The organism is Bacillus daqingensis (assembly GCF_042654445.1).
GTDB lineage: Bacteria > Bacillota > Bacilli > Bacillales > Salisediminibacteriaceae > Alkalicoccus > Alkalicoccus luteus.
In genome coordinates, this window is record NZ_JBHSGK010000003.1 from 37650 (window position 1) to 54950 (window position 17301).

The 17301-nt window shown below is 51.4% G+C and carries 20 protein-coding genes; 18 read left to right on the plus strand and 2 right to left on the minus strand.

Annotated elements, in window-relative coordinates:
• Positions 1–240: 240 nt before the first annotated feature.
• The 7 genes from ACFO4L_RS01280 to ACFO4L_RS01310 all read left to right on the plus strand — a co-directional run bounded on the left by ACFO4L_RS01280 (position 241) and on the right by ACFO4L_RS01310 (position 7946).
• Complete coding sequence (locus tag ACFO4L_RS01280) at positions 241–1779, plus strand: AbgT family transporter (RefSeq protein ID WP_377907834.1); 1539 nt, start codon at positions 241–243, stop codon at positions 1777–1779.
• 84 nt (positions 1780–1863) lie between these two features.
• Positions 1864–3048 carry a M20 metallopeptidase family protein gene (locus ACFO4L_RS01285; RefSeq protein ID WP_377907835.1) on the plus strand — a complete coding sequence of 395 codons (1185 nt, stop codon included), beginning with the start codon at positions 1864–1866 and terminating at the stop codon, positions 3046–3048.
• On the plus strand, positions 3045–4349 hold the full coding sequence (locus ACFO4L_RS01290; protein WP_377907836.1) for an amidohydrolase: 1305 nt from the start codon (positions 3045–3047) through the stop codon (positions 4347–4349). Before ACFO4L_RS01285 ends, ACFO4L_RS01290 begins: the two co-directional genes overlap by 4 nt.
• Positions 4346–5572: a M20 family metallo-hydrolase gene (locus ACFO4L_RS01295; protein WP_377907837.1), complete on the plus strand. Its 1227-nt coding sequence runs from the start codon at positions 4346–4348 to the stop codon at positions 5570–5572. The genes ACFO4L_RS01290 and ACFO4L_RS01295 overlap by 4 nt, the downstream gene beginning before the upstream one ends.
• 5 nt (positions 5573–5577) lie before the next feature.
• On the plus strand, positions 5578–6885 hold the full coding sequence (locus tag ACFO4L_RS01300; protein ID WP_377907838.1) for a hypothetical protein: 1308 nt from the start codon (positions 5578–5580) through the stop codon (positions 6883–6885).
• A gap of 54 nt (positions 6886–6939) precedes the next feature.
• Entirely contained in the window at positions 6940–7644 is a 705-nt protein-coding gene (locus tag ACFO4L_RS01305; protein ID WP_377907839.1) for an AzlC family ABC transporter permease, read from the plus strand.
• Positions 7641–7946 (plus strand): AzlD domain-containing protein, encoded by a 306-nt coding sequence (locus ACFO4L_RS01310; protein ID WP_168006085.1) that lies wholly within the window; start codon positions 7641–7643, stop codon positions 7944–7946. The genes ACFO4L_RS01305 and ACFO4L_RS01310 overlap by 4 nt, the downstream gene beginning before the upstream one ends.
• Before the next feature lie 297 nt (positions 7947–8243).
• On the opposite strand, the gene ACFO4L_RS01315 is transcribed toward ACFO4L_RS01310, so the two are convergent.
• A complete protein-coding gene (locus ACFO4L_RS01315) occupies positions 8244–9026 on the minus strand; it encodes a formate/nitrite transporter family protein (protein ID WP_377908548.1) in 783 nt (260 codons plus the stop codon).
• Between the two features lie 329 nt (positions 9027–9355).
• On the opposite strand from ACFO4L_RS01315, the gene ACFO4L_RS01320 reads away from it, so the two are divergent.
• The 3 genes from ACFO4L_RS01320 to ACFO4L_RS01330 all read left to right on the plus strand — a co-directional run bounded on the left by ACFO4L_RS01320 (position 9356) and on the right by ACFO4L_RS01330 (position 12124).
• A complete protein-coding gene (locus ACFO4L_RS01320) occupies positions 9356–9886 on the plus strand; it encodes a thermonuclease family protein (protein WP_377907840.1) in 531 nt (176 codons plus the stop codon).
• A gap of 224 nt (positions 9887–10110) precedes the next feature.
• Positions 10111–10416 (plus strand): hypothetical protein, encoded by a 306-nt coding sequence (locus ACFO4L_RS01325; protein ID WP_377907841.1) that lies wholly within the window; start codon positions 10111–10113, stop codon positions 10414–10416.
• A 232-nt stretch (positions 10417–10648) separates the two neighbouring features.
• Positions 10649–12124, plus strand: coding sequence for a potassium/proton antiporter (locus tag ACFO4L_RS01330; RefSeq protein WP_377908549.1), 1476 nt, complete (start codon positions 10649–10651; stop codon positions 12122–12124).
• A 1-nt stretch (position 12125) separates the two neighbouring features.
• Here ACFO4L_RS01330 and ACFO4L_RS01335 read toward each other — a convergent pair whose 3' ends face one another.
• A complete protein-coding gene (locus tag ACFO4L_RS01335) occupies positions 12126–13226 on the minus strand; it encodes a GGDEF domain-containing protein (protein ID WP_377907842.1) in 1101 nt (366 codons plus the stop codon).
• Between the two features lie 131 nt (positions 13227–13357).
• On the opposite strand from ACFO4L_RS01335, the gene ACFO4L_RS01340 reads away from it, so the two are divergent.
• From ACFO4L_RS01340 to ACFO4L_RS01375, 8 genes are all read left to right on the plus strand, one after another.
• Positions 13358–13897 (plus strand): GNAT family N-acetyltransferase, encoded by a 540-nt coding sequence (locus tag ACFO4L_RS01340; RefSeq protein ID WP_377907843.1) that lies wholly within the window; start codon positions 13358–13360, stop codon positions 13895–13897.
• Positions 13894–14814 (plus strand): AEC family transporter, encoded by a 921-nt coding sequence (locus tag ACFO4L_RS01345; protein ID WP_377907844.1) that lies wholly within the window; start codon positions 13894–13896, stop codon positions 14812–14814. Before ACFO4L_RS01340 ends, ACFO4L_RS01345 begins: the two co-directional genes overlap by 4 nt.
• A gap of 10 nt (positions 14815–14824) precedes the next feature.
• Positions 14825–15721 carry an arsenic resistance protein gene (locus ACFO4L_RS01350; RefSeq protein ID WP_377907845.1) on the plus strand — a complete coding sequence of 299 codons (897 nt, stop codon included), beginning with the start codon at positions 14825–14827 and terminating at the stop codon, positions 15719–15721.
• Positions 15722–15726: 5 nt separating this feature from the next.
• Positions 15727–15915 (plus strand): hypothetical protein, encoded by a 189-nt coding sequence (locus ACFO4L_RS01355; protein WP_377907846.1) that lies wholly within the window; start codon positions 15727–15729, stop codon positions 15913–15915.
• Positions 15916–15965: 50 nt separating this feature from the next.
• Positions 15966–16094 carry a hypothetical protein gene (locus tag ACFO4L_RS01360; RefSeq protein ID WP_377907847.1) on the plus strand — a complete coding sequence of 43 codons (129 nt, stop codon included), beginning with the start codon at positions 15966–15968 and terminating at the stop codon, positions 16092–16094.
• 44 nt (positions 16095–16138) lie between these two features.
• A complete protein-coding gene (locus ACFO4L_RS01365) occupies positions 16139–16336 on the plus strand; it encodes a hypothetical protein (protein WP_377907848.1) in 198 nt (65 codons plus the stop codon).
• A 188-nt stretch (positions 16337–16524) separates the two neighbouring features.
• Positions 16525–16875, plus strand: coding sequence for a hypothetical protein (locus tag ACFO4L_RS01370; RefSeq protein WP_377907849.1), 351 nt, complete (start codon positions 16525–16527; stop codon positions 16873–16875).
• A 19-nt stretch (positions 16876–16894) separates the two neighbouring features.
• Positions 16895–17281, plus strand: a complete 387-nt coding sequence (locus ACFO4L_RS01375) for a hypothetical protein (RefSeq protein WP_377907850.1) — start codon at positions 16895–16897, stop codon at positions 17279–17281.
• Positions 17282–17301: the final 20 nt, after the last annotated feature.

Sequence of the window (17301 nt, forward strand, 5' to 3'; positions counted from 1 at the left end):
AAATTACGTTCAATAAATCACAAATACGAAGATTGGATGTAATCGCTTTCGTGACGAGGATGAGTAGCTATTGTGCCGAACAGGTATGGGCCTACTATGCAGTATTTGTCACGTTATCTGACACGAAAAACTAATTTTCTGAAAAAAGGGGGCTTTCAAATGTCGAAAACTGTGGTAAGGTACGTTTAACGGAATAAAAAAAGATAATGTCCGTTAATACATACGTGCTGGAGGGATACGATGTCCACCGAAGAAACGGAAAAGAAAGGCTTTTTCCTTAAGTTTCTCGACAACGTCGAGCGTTTAGGGAACAAGCTTCCACATCCATTTATGTTGTTTATTTATTTAGCGGCCGGGGTGATTCTCCTGTCGTGGGTGCTGAGCGCACTCAACCTCTCCGTTGTGCATCCGCAGGACGGTGAAACAGTTGCCATCGAAAACATGGTGAGCTTGGAAGGGCTCGAGTTTATTTTGTCCTCGATGCTCGATAACTTCACCGGCTTTGCGCCGCTTGGTCTCGTGCTTGTCATGATGTTCGGGATCGGGCTTGCGCAGAAGGTCGGACTGATCGAAACGTTTATGAAGCGGACGATTTTGAATGCACCCGCAAAACTTGTCACCTACGTCATTATCGGAACTGGTGTCATTGGAAACCTAGCGTCCGATGCAGCGTTTGTTATCATTCCACCGCTTGCGGCGATGGTGTTTTATTCACTCGGCCGTCATCCGCTCGCTGGTATGGCTGCCGGTTTCGCCGGGGTTGGTGCCGGATTTACGGCAAACGTGCTGATCACGGGTACAGATGCCCTGCTTTCGGGTATCAGTACAGAAGTGGCCCAGACGGTAAATGAAGACCTCGTCGTCACCGTTGTGGATAACTACTTCTTTATGGCGTTCTCGGTACTCATGCTCATGATCGTCGGAACATGGATCACCGAACGCGTCGTCGAGCCACATCTTGGTAAGTTCAATGACAAGTACGCAGATCCGGATACCGTCTCCCAGACGGCAGAACAGCCGACTGCACAGGAACTAAAGGGGCTTCGAAACGCCGGTATTACAGCGGCCGTATATATTGCCATTGTTGCTGCCGGTATTGTGCCGCCAAACGGCATTCTCCGCGGGGAAGATGGAACGGTCGTGCCGTCGATTTTCCTGGATAACATCATTCCGATTATTTTGTTCTTCTTTATTGTCGTTGCCATTGCCTATGGTACAACGGTCAAAGTGCTTCAATCGACTGCCGACGTACCGGAGCTGATGGGGAAAGCAATGAAGGATATGAGCGGCTTTATCGTCCTCATTTTCGCTGCTTCCCAGTTTATTGCGTATTTCGAGTGGACAAATCTCGGCACGTTTATCGCCGTCACAAGCGCAAACGGGCTGGAGGCGATTAACTTCACCGGAATGGGACTGATTGTCGGCTTTATTCTGCTCGGTGCTGTACTGAACCTGTTTATTTTCAGCGGCTCGGCACAGTGGGCACTGATGGCACCGATTTTCATTCCGATGTTTTATTTCTTAAATTACGATCCGGCGTTCGTCCAGCTGGCCTACCGTATCGCGGATTCATCCACGAATATCATTACCCCGATGAACCCGTACGTGCCGATGGTGCTCGCCTTCATGAAAAAATACGACAACCGCGCAGGCTTTGGAACATTGTTTTCCATTATGCTGCCGTACGCGATGACTTTCCTGTTCATCTGGATTGCAATATTCGTCGTATGGAACCTGATCGGACTGCCGATCGGACCTGGCATCACGCCTGGTCTTTAAGCGAGACAGGCTGTTCCCGCGGGGCGCAATTCGTGCTCCCGGGGGCGGCCGTTTGTCGTGTATCAGACAGAGAGGATAATGTGTATGTTTATAGGACTTGGAGAATCAATCAAAGAAGAAACGATCGCGTTCCGGCGCGAGCTGCATGAAAATCCGGAGCTTTCGCACGAAGAAAGCCGTACGTCCAGACGGGTCCAGGAAGAACTTGAGAAAGCCGGCATTCCGTTTCAAACCGGCTTTGCCGAACACGGGGTGCTTGGCATCATCAAAGGGAGTCATCCCGGAAAAACGATCGCGCTGCGCGCCGACATGGACGCTCTGCCGATCGTCGAGCAAAACGAGCACGAGTTCGTATCCAAAACGAAGGGCGCGATGCACGCCTGCGGGCACGATGCGCACACGGCGATGCTCTTAGGAGCGGGAAAGCTGCTTTACGCTAACCGTGAATCCCTATCCGGCACGATTCTGCTCGTGTTTCAGCCGGCAGAAGAGAACGCACCTGTCGGCGGAGCTCAGGCAATGATGGATGACGGCATATTTGCCGACTACGTTCCGGATGAAATTTACGCGCAGCACGTCTGGCCGGATTTGCCGGTCGGTTCATTCGGCGTCCGCCCTGGTGCGATGATGGGCAACTCGGACCGCTTTGAGATTCGCGTCACTGGTGCATCAGGCCACGCATCGATGCCGCATCAGACGACCGATGCCGTTGTGATTGCCGCGCAGCTTGTTAATGCGCTGCAGACGATCGTAAGCCGCAGCACGGATCCATTGAAATCAGCGGTTGTCACCGTCGGTACGATTAACGGCGGTTCCCGCTACAACGTGATCGCCGAAGAGGTTGTGCTCGAAGGAACGGTGCGGACGTATGAAGCGGACGTCAAAAACAGCATTAAAAAACGGATGGAAGCGATTACGACTCAGACGGCAGAGATGCTAGGCGGAACGGCTGAGCTCACTTACTATGACGGCTATCCGGCAACGCGAAACACCGAAGAAAGCGCGGCACTCGTCTCGGAGACCGTGCGCGATGCCTACGGCGAAGAGGCACAGCCGGAGATTCTTCCTAGCATGGGCGGAGAGGATTTTGGCCGCTTTCTGGAGACGTATCCGGGAGCTTATTACTGGCTTGGAACGGCAATTCCGTCGCGAACAGTGCAAAAGCCGCTGCACGACCCGCAGTTTGATATCGATGAGCGTGCGATTCCATATGGCGTGGAAATGCTCGCGGAAACGGCATACCGCGCGGCAAAAGGAGGAGACGTATGAGCTGGTCGGATGCGATCGCAGCAAAAACAGAACAACTGACAGAGCTTCGCCGGAAGCTGCACCAGATCGCCGAACCTGGCTGGTGTGAGTATCAGACGACTGCGGCAATTGTTTCGGAGCTTTCCGAGCTGCCGGTTACGATCTATACCGGAACGGATGCAGTAGAGAGCAGTGCTCGTATGGGCTTGCCGTCGGCTGAAGAAGATGCTTATTTTTTTCAGCTCGCAGAAAAGGCGGGCTTAGAACCTGCTCTGCTGGAGCGAATGCAGGGCGGACACACTGGTGCAGTAGCGGTGCTGGATACGGGGAAACCGGGTCCGGATACAGCGCTTCGTTTTGACATCGATGCGCTGCCCATTACAGAAGCTGCTGCAGAGCATTTTCCCGCAGATGCAGGCTTTCCAAGCCGCCATCCAGGGTACATGCACGCCTGCGGGCACGACGGGCATACGGCGATAGGGGTAGAACTTGTGAAGCTATGCGTCGAAAACGTCGACCAGCTTACAGGTACGCTGACCTTTTTATTTCAGCCGGCGGAAGAAGGCAGCCGTGGCGCGTATGCGATGGTGGAAAAGGGCTGGCTGGACGGGAAGGACTACTTTTTCAGCGGCCACATCGGCATTCATGATCTGGAAGTCGGCACGATTGCATGCGGCACGGAACGATTTCTCGCGACGACAAAGCTCGATGTCACGTTTACCGGCGTGTCTGCACACGCAGGCGTCGATCCGGCGGCAGGAAAAAACGCGCTGCTCGCAGCTGCGTCTGCTGCGATTCAGCTGCAGGCAATTCCGCCGCACCGGGACGGCATCATACGCTTGAACGTCGGCAAGCTGACAGCCGGAGAAGGACGCAATATCATTCCGGAACGAGCGGAAATGATGATGGAGACACGAGGAGAAACGAATGAGCTGAACAATTATATGGAAGAAGAAGCAAGGCGCATCCTCACCGCCTGTGCCGACATGTACGGAGTCGAGGTCACCATCGACGTTGTGGGGCAAGGCAGCACAACCGAGTCGAGCAAAGCAATCGGTGCTAAGCTCTCCGCTTGGGGTGAACAGTTTACGAAGCGCGTCATCGGACCGCTTCCGCTCGGAGGCTCAGAAGATGCGGCGCTCATGATGAATCGCGTACGCGAGCAGAATGGGGAAGCCGCTTACCTTTTATACGGCACACCGCTTCCATATGGTCACCATCATCCGAAATTTACGTTTGATGAAGGGGTACTGCCGGCTGCTGTTGAGGCGCTGGCTCAGCTCGTCACGACTTATCATGAAAAGGAGAGGGTGAGCCGATGATTGCAGATTGGCTGGAAACACGACTACTTGCACTGAACGTGACCGATACGATGACCCGGCCGGAAGGGTTTACGCGCCTCAGCTTTACGAAAGAAGAACAGGAAGCGCAGGACGTCTTTCGTAAGGAGGCAGAAGCACTGGGTATGACGGTGCGCACGGATGCCGTCGGCAACGTGATCGCGCGGCTCGATGGGAAGACGGACGGTCCGGCGCACGCGTTTGGTTCACACTTGGATACCGTCACGAATGGCGGCGGCTATGATGGCGCTGCTGGTGTTCTGACCGCGCTCGGTGCGGTAAAGCTTTTAACGGACACAGACATTACGCCGGAAAAACCGATTGAAGTAATCTGCTTCGTATCGGAGGAATCCTCGCGCTTTTCCATGTCAACGGTCGGCAGTAAAGCGATGGCAGGGATGCTGACGCGTGAACAGCTCGATACGATCACCGATCAAGACGGCGTCACGCTCGGAGAAGCGATGCGTGAGGCGGGCTACAATCCGGACGCCTTCAAGGAAGCGGAACGCGGCGAAAACGAGCTGCTCTCCTTCACCGAGCTGCATATTGAGCAGGGGATGCGGATCGAGAACGCAGGAAAAGAATACGGGGCGGCAGCTGCCATTGCCTGCCCGATTCGCATGCACGTGACAATCAGCGGAAAAGCAGGTCATACCGGCACGACGCCGATGGACCAGCGCAAGGATGCGCTGACAGAAGCAGCCGGTTTGATCACATTCGTGCAGCAGGCAGCGCTCAAGCTGAACGACTACGATGACTACCCGCTTGTTGCGACTGTAAGCACGATAGACAGTCGTCCGAATGCGATGAACGTGATCCCGGGGACCGTCGTTTTAGGGATCGACATCCGCAGCGTGTCCGATCAGCAGAAAAAGCGAATGGAAGCGGCCATTGACGGATGGATGTCCCAGTCGCAGTTCGATATCGAAAAAGACGTCATCGTTCGCAATGCGTCGATGACGCTCGACGCAGGCATCTATGATAAACTGAAGAAACTGGAAGAAGAAACCGGTTATACATGCCTCGGGATGGAGAGCGGAGCAGGGCACGATGTCATGAACATGCAGACAAAATGGCCGTCCGGACTTTTGTTCATTCCATGCCGCGACGGACTCAGCCATCATCCGGAGGAGCACGCGTCGCTTGAGGACCTTGTGAAAGGCACGGAGCTTCTTTTCCACCACATGAAATCTGTCAGTAGGTGATGTCTGTGAAAATACGTTTAGGGCTGCTCGGTCCTAAAGATTCGGTAACGATGATGGAAGAGGTCGTGCGGCCATTCCCTGATTTTGACTGGACGAGCTTTCATTATGAAGCAACGGAAGAAACAGAAGCGCTCGTGAACGGCGCGGCCGGAAAGGTGGACTGCTGGCTTTTTTCCGGTCAGGCCCCTTACGCGTATGCCGTAGAGCAGGGGCTCGTGAACCGCGAGAATGCCTACTATCCGCCGCTTCACGGGGCGAGCCTCGTTGGCGCGCTGCTCGACATGTTTTTCAGGGAGGAGAACCCGACCCGGGTCTCGCTCGATACGATCGACGAAGCCGAGTTTCAGCAGGTGAAACAGGAGCACGAACTGGATGGTCTGCAGGTGACGACGTATCCGTATGCGGGCTATAAATCAGCTGAGGAGATTATTCAGTTTCATGCAGCGGAGCATGAAAAAGCACCGGAGACGATCGCGTTAACGTGCATCCGCCGCGTGTACCAGGAGTTAAAAAGCAGAGGCATCCCGGTTTACCGGATTACGGCATCACGCTTTGATGTCAGTGAAACGCTTAAATTTATCCGCGAGCGCCGATCGGCGGACTGGTACCGCAGTCACCAGCTCGCTGTCATCGGCGTCGAAGTGCGCGAGGAAGCAAGCCTGGAGGAGTATCATTCGTTCAGACGAAAGCACCGTGAGCTGGATTTGAAGCGAATTTTGCTGCGCTATGCCGAAGAAGTAAAAGGCTCCTTCGTGCAGATCGGAGACGGGTTGTTTCACCTCTTTACAACGCGTGGTGAAGTAGAGCGCCGCCCGCTTCCGTTTACGGTGATGGAAGAAACGGAGCTGCAGGCGAAACTGCACATTCGCATGGCAATCGGCTACGGCAACAGTGCAATGGAAGCGGAAGTCCACGTGCAGGAGGCGCTGCAGCAGTCGCGCCGCACAACGGAACGGGTGATTTATGCAGTCGACGAAGAAAAGCGGCAGACGGAGCACTTCCCGGAGGCAGGATCACTCAGCTACTCGGTGCAGAGTGGACACCTGCGTGCGGTCGATCAGCTGCGCGGCCGTGTGTCGCCCGGCGTTGTCTCGAAAATTCTCGCGTACGCCCGCTATCACCAGCAGCGGGAAGTGACGTCGAAGGACCTCGCCGTATGGCTTGCAAGCTCCGAGCGAAACGCACGTCGCATTTTGCATGAGCTCGAAGAAGCAGGGTTTGCAGAAATTGCCGGAGACGAGCAGGGAGTCCGCCGCGGACGGCCCCGCAAACTGTTCCGCCTGAAGCTGGAGGAAGCAGAAGGAAACGCTTGACAGCTCTGCCTGCTCCTGTCGTAAACTAGGAGAAGTGAGAAGGAGGAGAGCGTTTTGGAACAAGCTGCACCTGCACCAAATACAAACGAGCTCCGCCGGGGATTATCGGCGGGGCTTTCCATTGCGTTTGGCTACATGCCGGTTGCGATTGCATTCGGCCTGCTTGCCGGCTCGACCGGTCTAACGGTGTATGAAGCGGTGCTCATGAGCATGCTCGTGTTCGCCGGAGCGGCCCAGTACATGGCACTGTCGATGATTGCGGTCGGCGCTGGCATGATTGAAATTGTACTTGCTACGTTTATCGTGAATTTCCGGCATCTGCTCATGAGCGCCTCCATCAACGAACGGGCAGAGCCGACGTCGAAACGGTACCGCGCTCTATTTGGTTTCTTTTTGACCGATGAAGTCTTTGCGGTCTCGTCGGTTCACAAGGAGCCGGTCCCGGGCGGATACATATTAGGAACAGGCATCGCCGCTTACTCCAGCTGGGTTGGATTTACGGCTGTCGGCTATTTTACCGGAGCGATTTTACCCGCGATATTACAGGAAAGCATGGGAATTGCGCTTTACGCGCTGTTTATCGCCCTGTTAGTGCCATCGATTAAAGACGCAGGCCGGCCTGTCGTCGTGCTCGCTTTACTTGGCGGAGGCTTTAACTGGATCTACGCTTTTGCACTCGACACCGGCTGGGCCATAATGGCCGCGGTGATTACGGCAGTTGTCGTCTATGAGCTGCTGATCAGGAGGCGGATCACATGAGAGAAGAATTCATCTGGATGATCATCGGCATGGGACTTGTCACGTACATCCCGCGCATCCTGCCGCTGATCGCCCTTTCTACAGAAAACTGGCCTGACTGGCTGCGCCGTATGCTCTCACACGTGCCGTACGCCGTGCTCGGCGCCCTCATCTTTCCAGGTATTCTGTATGCGCAGGAAACGATCTGGTACGGCATGTTAGGCGGCGTCATCGCCTTTTTGATCGCTTACACCGGCGCACCGCTTCTAGCCGTCGTTGCAGGCACAATCCTGCTGTTAACCGGCGTGCATATCATCACGTAAGCTCCCCGAAACGGGAGCTTTTTTCGTTGGAAAAGCAAATCCGCTGATCCTATTCGCAGGGGAGAGGGAGTTATGCGTACGGAAAGAGTGTTTATGCGTAAGTGGCGGAGCTGTATGCGTATGAGAGGGGCATTTATGCGTAAGTAGTGGAGGTATATGCGTATAAGAGGGGCGTTTATGCGTAAGCGGTGGAGCTGTATGCGTATGGAAAGTGCATTTATGCGTAAGTGGTGGAGCTGTATGCCGTACTACAAGCATGTACTAAAAAAGCCGCTTCCATCCCGAAGCGGCTTTCGATCAGCTGTCTTTAATAAACGGCCGGTTAATGTAGTAATAGACGAGCCCCATAAAGATGGCGCCGCCGATAATGTTGCCGGCGGTGACGGGGATTAAATTGCGGACGATGCCTTCCGGTGTGACAGCTCCGGGATTGTCGAGCACGAGCGCGATCGCGAAGGTGCACATGTTGGCGATGCTGTGCTCATAGCCGGAGATAAAAAAGCAGAACACAAACAGCACCATTGCTGCCATTTTCGCAATATCATCCTTCATCGACATCGGCACGAAAAAGGCCATGCAGATCAGCCAGTTACAGAGCACTGCCCGGAAAAACAGCTCGGACACCGGATCGGTCATTTTACTGTCGGTGACCGTCAGCAGAAAGGCACTGATCTCAGGATCGCTGAACAGCCCGGTCGTGTAAATCAGCAGGGCGAAGGCTGCAGCACCGATGATGTTGCCGATATACGTAAACGTCCACAGCTTTCCAACGACGCCCCAAGCCATTTTTTTCCGGATGGCGGCGTACGTGTGATAAAAGGTATCCCCTGTAAATAAGTCGGCACCGCCGTAAGCGATTAAAATGATGGCGACACTGAACGTAAGCCCGGCCATTGGATAGGCCCATGGAGACTCAGCCAGATAAAAGTAGCTGCCCGTTCGGAACGCGACGATCACACCAAAGCCGATAAACATGCTTGCAAGCGCCGCTCGTATTAAATAACGAATTTTCCCTGTGCTAAATATCTTCTCTTTCTTTTGGGAGACCTGCTCGACCTGCTCCAGCGACTGGCTCTCCATCATACGTCATCCCTCCATCTCTGTATTCCACTTTACGCCGGGAATAGAGAAAAAGAAAGAGTAATGTGAGTAGATTCACAAGTGACAGCCCTTACATGAAAAGAAATACCAATAAGGAGCAAGGATAGGCGACGTAACCCATCTTTTGACGATAAAACATCATAAAATATGCCACTGACGTGCAGGAGCAGAACAAATACAATGACGAAGATAAGCATCATTATTCCCTTCCGTTTTAAACCATGGCGGCGATTTAGAAAATCGATGGAGCCTTCTATCATGGCGCACAAGGTCCGCTTTCGCTACAATAAGCTAAAGGGGAGATGCACGTGAAACGACTGCTCGCGCTTGTTTGTTTACTGACAGCTTGCGGAATCCATACGGAAGAAGAAACGTTTGAGCTGGAGTTTGAGTTACATACATATGTGGATCGGATCGAACAGGAAGATATTCGCGAAGGAACGGTTACGCACGTCGTAGACGGAGATACGTTTGATGTTGTCATTGCAGGAGAAGGGGAAGAACGGATTCGTCCGTACATGGTCGATGCACCGGAAATTTGTCACGGTCACGACCCGCCAACCTGTGAATCAGAGCCGTGGGGCGATGAGGCCGCTATTTTTGCCAGGCAGGCACTGCTTGGAGAAACCGTCTATTTGGAGCAGGATGAAACTACGGTTGATCGGTTTGACCGAACGCTCGCCTACGTCTATCTGGAAGACGGTACGATGTTTCAGGAGAAGCTGCTCGCTCTCGGTCTTGCCGAAGTCGTCGTCTATCCGCCGGACGACAAGTATGAAGCAGACCTGCGCGCAGTCGAGGAAGAAGCCAGAGAGCGCGGGATACGGATGTGGGAGTAGCGATTCAGCTAAAGCTGTAAAATCGCACAATGGATACAGCGGATTTGAGGCCATCCTTTCATGTTGTGGGTGTGATGATTGAAGGAAGTATTCTCATAAATGACTTTATTAACAGCCCAAGTACGATGGATTGTTTTGCTTAGGGTTGTTTCACTGTTTTCTAAGTTTATATGCCCTTAAATTCGTGAATAGGAACTGAAAAGAACAGGTTAGGAGGAGTCAGTATGGATGGAGCAGCTGTAATAGTGGTACTCGATCGCAGTATTACAAAAGACGTGTTAACTAAGCTTGAAAAAGAGGAAGGGGTGCAGTCGCATACGCACTGGCAAGCGTCCGGCCACAGCTCGAAAGATGGGAGCTTAATGGGAATGAAAATTCATCCGGAACGCGACTGTATACTGCTTATTGTCAACAAAGCGGAAACATCAGCTGTCATTGAAACGGTTAAAAAAGAGGCCGATCTGTATGAAGCCGGCCAGGGGCTTGTTTTTTCAGTCGATTTAATGGAGATTGCCGGATTGCGTCATTAATTTGTGTAATGCCATTTTATTCGCAGGAGGCAGTTTTATCATTTTCATTAAGGCTTCCCTTAATCGGGAAGTCTTTTACGTACGGTGCCTTTGAGAGTAGACATTTCCACGTATAAATAATAGTTTGAAAAGAAAGAATGTGTACTTTTCTGTGAATACGCGGGTTAAACTGGTAAACTTGTGAATAGCAACATTCTTATTGAGGCGGTGTCCGTAATTGTCCATAGAAGACATGTTTTCCACTGATCAGTTTCTAATGCTGATCGCATTCTTTTTCATCATCGGCGTGCTAACCACGAAATTCTCCAGTCGTTTTGGTATTCCTGCCCTTATTTTATTTATTGGAATAGGCATGCTTGCCGGTAGTGACGGGCTTGGACTCATTTACTTTGATGATGCCTCGCTGGCGCAGCTGATCGGCATTTTTGCGCTGGTTATTATATTGTTTGAAGGTGGTCTCTCGACAAAGTGGGCGACAATAAAACCTATTGCTGTCCCTTCCCTTCTCCTCGCAACTGTCGGCGTTATACTTACTTCGCTCATCGTCGCCGTTGCGGCACGTTTTGTATTGGACGTAACCTGGCTGGAAGGGATGCTTTTCGGCGCCATTGTTGGTTCAACAGACGCAGCTGCTGTTTTTGCAGCATTAAAGAATCATAATATCAGCGAAAAGCTCGGAGCAACCCTGGAAGCAGAATCGGGAACAAATGACCCGATGGCGATGTTTTTAACGCTCTCTTTTATTACGCTTCTTACTACGGACCGTGTAGGTTTTCTTTCTGTTGCTGGGGACTTCTTCATTCAGATGGGCGTCGGGTTGGCCGCGGGTTTGCTGCTAGGGAAAGCGGCATCGTGGCTGATCAATCGCGTTAACTTAGAATCGAGCGGTTTGTATCCGATCATTGCAATGGGTTTTGCGCTGCTTACGTACAGTCTGACAGCTGTCGTAGGAGGCAGCGGACTGCTTGCTGTCTATATCGCTGCTCTTGTGGTCGGCAACAGCGATCTTACCTACCGGCACACGATCTTCAGCTTTAACGAGGGATTTGCATGGATGATGCAGCTTGGTATGTTCGTTATTCTGGGGCTGCTTGTCTTTCCAAGCGAACTGTTTCAACTGGAGATTATTATTCAGGGGTTATTTTTATCAGCGGTGCTGATTCTCTTAGCTCGTCCTGCCGCGGTTTTCTTAACATTGATCGGCTTTTCATATAGTTTAAGGGAAAAGCTGCTCGTTTCCTGGGCCGGGCTGCGGGGAGCTGTTCCGATCGTACTGGCAACCTTCCCGCTCATAGCAGGTCTGCCGAATGCACAGCTGTTTTTCAACGTCGTGTTCTTCGTTGTATTAACCTCAGCTTTAATTCAAGGAACCTCTATTGCACCAGCTGCAGAGAAGCTCGGACTTACCGGTCCAAAAAAGGTGACCCCGTTTCATTCTCTCGAGCTCGTATCGATTGGAAAGGCGAACGCGGAAATTATTGAATACACGGTGAACGAAGAGACGAAAGTGATTGGTCAGACACTTTCAGAAATTGCCTTCCCGCCTGACGTATTAATTAACGCGATTATCCGCGGGGAAACACTCGTCACACCTTATGGGGAAACGACAATTGAAAACGGGGACATCCTGTATATTCTCGTGTCAAAAAAGCGTAAGAAAGACTTAAAAACGCTGCTCGGAGAAAGACGCAGCGTTCCGGAAGACTAAGTTAGAATACTTGCATGGCCCGCACGGAACTGGTGCGGGTTTTGTTGCGTCCGCTCCGCTTTGCTTCATACAGAGCTTCGTCTGCGTCGGCTGTGAGTGTTTCTGGGGCGGCAGAGGTTTCCGGAAAGGCGGCAATGCCAATCGAGAGTGTCACGTGGATAACACTGTCATCTGAAAGCACGAACGGGTGTGCTTCGACAGCTTTCCGGATGCGTTCTGCAATTTCATTTGCATCGTCCTTAGCACAGCCAGGAAGAAGTACGGTAAATTCCTCACCGCCGTTACGGCTGATGATATCAACCGGACGAACATTTCTGCCCATAATAGCCGCAATTTCCCTCAAAACAAGGTCGCCTTCACGATGTCCATACGTATCGTTTACCCGCTTAAAATGATCAATGTCAGCAAAAAGCAGCGCGAGCGGCTTGTCTTCCTCCTTCGCCTCTTCAGAAAAGGTGCGCAAATGCATATTGAACTGACGCAGGTTATTAAGCCCGGTGAGTCCGTCTGTGAGCGACTCTTCACGGTATCGTTTGAGCAGGTGCTGCGACCGTCTTGTATATTCTACCGTGTAAAAAGCAGCAGCTGCACCAATGTATGAAACGGCCCAGTAAAATGGTATAAGCCCGGTCAGGATGGACAGATCCTGAAGCAGATAAATGATGACCGCCGTAAAGATCACGTTGGCAGCGGTCGTCATCCAAAATACGCAGAAGGTTTTTGGAAGCTTGCTGCGGGCGATCCATACTGCTGCAATCGTTACAGCAATGATAAGTGCACTTCCGGCTAAAGCAGATACGGTCATACCAAAAAGAAAGCGGCCTATGATAACAAACAGCATGGCAATGCCTGCAGGGACGGCACCTCCATAGTAGGCAAGCAGCAGAATAGGAATATGACGCAGATCCACAATCGTTTCGCCATACTGCAGACTGTAAAACATCAGTACGTTAGACAGCAGCCCGCCCATTACACCGGCAAACAGCTTCAGCTTTAATGGAGATGTCTGGTGCAGCGCATAGCGGCCAGTAAATTGCGTATATAAAAATAATAACGTTGTTAACACAGCTAGATTTGCACCAAGCTCTTTGATCATCGACATAAAACGGTCCTCCGGGAGGGTGTGGCGTCATGATATTATTTTAGCATAACAGAGGAAGATTCAGGAAAGTTTATTTTTACTCCAGAAAGGCGTAAACTGGAAACGACAAGGAAAATAAAGGACAGATGCCGATGATGCTAACAGAATCAAACCTGCAGCTGAAAATACCGAACGAAGCAGAAATCCACAGTCTATACTGGTGGAAATATATTGAAGAAAAACAGCTTGCCAAGCAGTGGAACGGCCCATACATACCAGAAGAGTTCGTTGATGAGAAAACCTATTCTCAAATCTGGCAGGAAGAAATAGAGGCTGGCATTCCGGCTGCAGCTGCAATCGTGATCAATGGAAAAGCAGTCGGCTATACAGGAGCTTACTGGGTGGACCGGAACACCGACTGGCTGGAGGGTGGCATTGTCCTTTACGACCCGGATTACTGGAACGGAGGCTATGGAAGCACTGCTTTCCGCCTCTGGATCGATTATTTGTTTTCCTCGATGTCGATCCATCGCATCGGTCTCTCGACATGGTCCGGCAATACCCGCATGATACGTGTCGCAGAAAAAATGGGATTTATAGAAGAAGCACGAATTCGTGAAGCCCGATTGTGGAAAGGAAAACGGTACGATGCGATTAAAATGGGCGTGCTGCGACAGGAGTGGGAAGGATGATTGTGGAGATCGCCATTCAGGTGATGTTTCCGATTCTTGCTCTCGCGGGAGCAGGAGCGTTTTTTCAGCGGTGGTTTCAGCTGGATCTTGGCACTTTATCCAGGCTTCTGACATATTTCTTTCTGCCCGCTGTCGTCTTTACGACGATTTCCACACAGGAAATGGACAGCAGTCTGCTGCTTGACGTCGGCGCATTTCTGTTCATTCAATTTTTATTGCTGGCTGGAATGTCGAGACTGATTTGCCGACTGACCGGCATGGACCCGAAGCTTGCTCCGACTTTTAAAAACAGCGTCGTGTTGATGAATTCCGGAAACTTTGGCCTGCCTGTAAGCCAGCTCGTGTTTGCGGGTACAGCCGGTGTTTCTATTCAAGTCATCGTTCTGCTGTTTCAAAACTTTTTAACGTATACATACGGATTGTTTCAAGCGGCATCTTCTACAGCCGATACGATGAAAACAGCGGTGATGCAGCTGCTGAAAATACCGGTTCTCTATGCGCTGGCAGCTGCCGTTATTGTGCAGCTGACCGGCATCAGTCTGCCTGACCCGGTGATGATTCCGCTCGAGCAGACGGCGGATGCTTTTATCGCACTTGCCTTGTTTACGTTGGGGGCGCAGGTTGCTTATCCAGCGCTGAGGCAGTTATCCCTCCTCTTTTTCGCAGCGGTTATTGCGCGTTTGATATTTGCGCCGCTGCTCGGATTGGGAATCATCTTTTTACTCGGCATCGATGGCCTAACGGCTCAGGCCCTTCTCATCGCGAGCGCGTTCCCGATGTCTCGAAACAGCGCGCTGTTTGCACTGGAATACGACAATTATCCGGAATTTGCCGCACAGGGCGTGCTCATCTCCACGATCTTAAGTATGTTCACTGTCAGCTTTTTCATCTATCTGGCCCAGCTCTTATTTGCTTAGGAGGGGAACGATGATCAGAAAACATGCAATCGATCCGTTTTTACTCCTTGCAGCAGCTGTATGTGGGCTTTTGATAAGCGGTACTGCACCTGACTGGACATTGGAGCCGATTATTTACCTGCTGCTCGCGAGTATGTTATTTTTCGTTTTTTATACGATGCCAAGCGGCAAAGAAAAACGTGAAAGGAACTTTCGCTTGACGGTCCTGCTCTTAAATGGAGTGGTGGCTCCACTTTTCGCAGTATGTCTTGGGTGGCTTTTTCTCGGCGGTGAAACAGCGCTGTTTATCGGGTTTTTGATGCTGATGGTAACGCCATGTACCGACTGGTATTTGCTGTTTACGAAGGCAGCCGGAGGAAACGTGAGGCTTTCAGCCAGCTTCATTCCGAGTAACCTTGCGCTGCAGCTCTTTTTCTTATCCGCAATCGTAGTGATTGCTGGTGGCGCATTTGGTTTCAGCGGCGTAGCCGTTTCTTTGATGCAGGCGCTGGCTGTCGTCCTGCTTGCATTGAGTGCGGCGGTAGTTGCCCGGGCAAAGCAACCAGGCAGAAGCGTCCCGGAAAAGCTGCCCGTACTTTTGCTGGCAGGCGCTGTTCTGCTGATCTTTATGGCTGAAGGGGAGGCGCTCGGACAAGCGTGGGAGCAGGCTGGCATCATCTTCGTGCCTGCACTGCTTTTTTTCCTCACAATGAGCGGAGCCGGATACGTCATCGGAAAATGGCTGCACATGGAGCGACCGGCGCACATCAGTCTCGTCTTTACCGTCTCCGCAAGAAATGCACCACTCGCTGTGGCGTTCGCTGCTGCAGCTTTTCCGGATGAGCCGCTCATCCTGCTCGTACTGCTGGCTGTGCCGCTGTTGGAGCTTCCTTATTTAAGTCTGCTGACATATTTATTAAAGAGGTGATTTCCATGAACCGTTACATGATTGCGCTGCTGGCAGCCGTTTTAATGCTTGGCATCGCCGCAGCTTTATTTATCACGATGCAGTCCCAGCATCGCGACAACCTGCAGGTGATGCAGTCCTGCATTGAGGAAGGCGGGGTGGTGAACGTAGAAGAACGTTTTCTAGGGAACCAGGTGGAATGCCAACTGCCCTGACCTGAAACGAGATTTTCATTGAACCGTATACATAATATAGGAGGGATAGCGTGATCGTCTCAATTCTTGTAATCGCCTGTTTCGTCTTGATCGTTCTTACACTTCTAAAAGGATTGAAGCTGAGGCGAAAAGAGGTCCAGCAGTATTATGGCGGCATGCATCTGATCAGTTTGCACTGATTATGATGGCAACGTTCATCCTGACGATATGGATTGGAAGCCTTATGCTGGAAACACGGCAGGATGACTTGCTATGGACGAATCCTCTCCTGTATTCATCTGCAGGACTTACGCTCATGCAGCTTTTGCAGGCCGTGTACGATTACCGTTTTGCTGAAAATAGAAACGTCCCCGTTTTTTCGTTTTCCATGGTGGGACTGCTGGTGATTGTGTTCAGCACGATTCTGTTTTTGACAGGTTGACCGGTATGAGAAAACGTTTGGTCAAAGATGCTTAGAGGCGTGGAGTTTAGAGCAGCTGAAAAGGCTTAAAGGCAAAGTAGTCTGAGTACTTGTACAAACTGGATGTATGAATAGAACTTATAAAGAACACCGAGCTTAAGAGGAGGCTTATTATCGCAAATCTAATACTTTTTGCAGCAGGGCTGTTCGTGCTGTGTATGTTATATTTCCCGTTCCACTGGCGTAAGAAGCTTGATCTGCAAAAACAAGAGATCAATCGCACGTGGGGAAGATCTCATTTCATCATCCAGCTTGTGCTGATTGCGGCGGGGATCGGGCTTCTCTTGTCTGGAGCCATCTTTTACCGGGATCAGCCGCCTGTGTACCTTTCACCAATCGTCATTCTGCCAGGATTTTGGACAATTTTTTTGCTCGGGCAGGCGTTCTTTGATTCTAAATTTGCTGAGAAGCCGGATGTGGTCTGGTATTCAAAACGAATAGCAGCTCTGGCGGTGGTGCTCGTGACAGGCTGGTTCCTGTTATTGGCTTTTATCTGGTGACGTTTGAGGAGGCTTACACATGATTTGGGTCATTTTTTTCATTGCGACTGCACTGTTGTTCATTTCGCTGTGGGGACTGCGCAAGTGGTTAGGGCTTGAGCGGCACGAGGTGAATCAGGATTGGGGAAGGGGCTTTAAGACACTCCGTGTTGGCATTACACTCGCTGGCATTGCGGCAATCCTGATCCGGGCTGGTTTAGGAGAGGTGCAGCTGATTGCAGGGCCAGCTGCCGAGATTTCACTGATAGCCGTCACCATGATCATGCTGCAGCAGCTCGTTCAGCTGGTCTATGACGTACGTTTTGCAGAAGACAAACGAGTGAAGCACTATTCGGCAGGAGTCAGTATGCTGCTCTTTCTGTATATACTAGGGATGGTAAGTGTGATAGTTCTGTTTACTACATAACTGATAAAGGATGTGTCGAT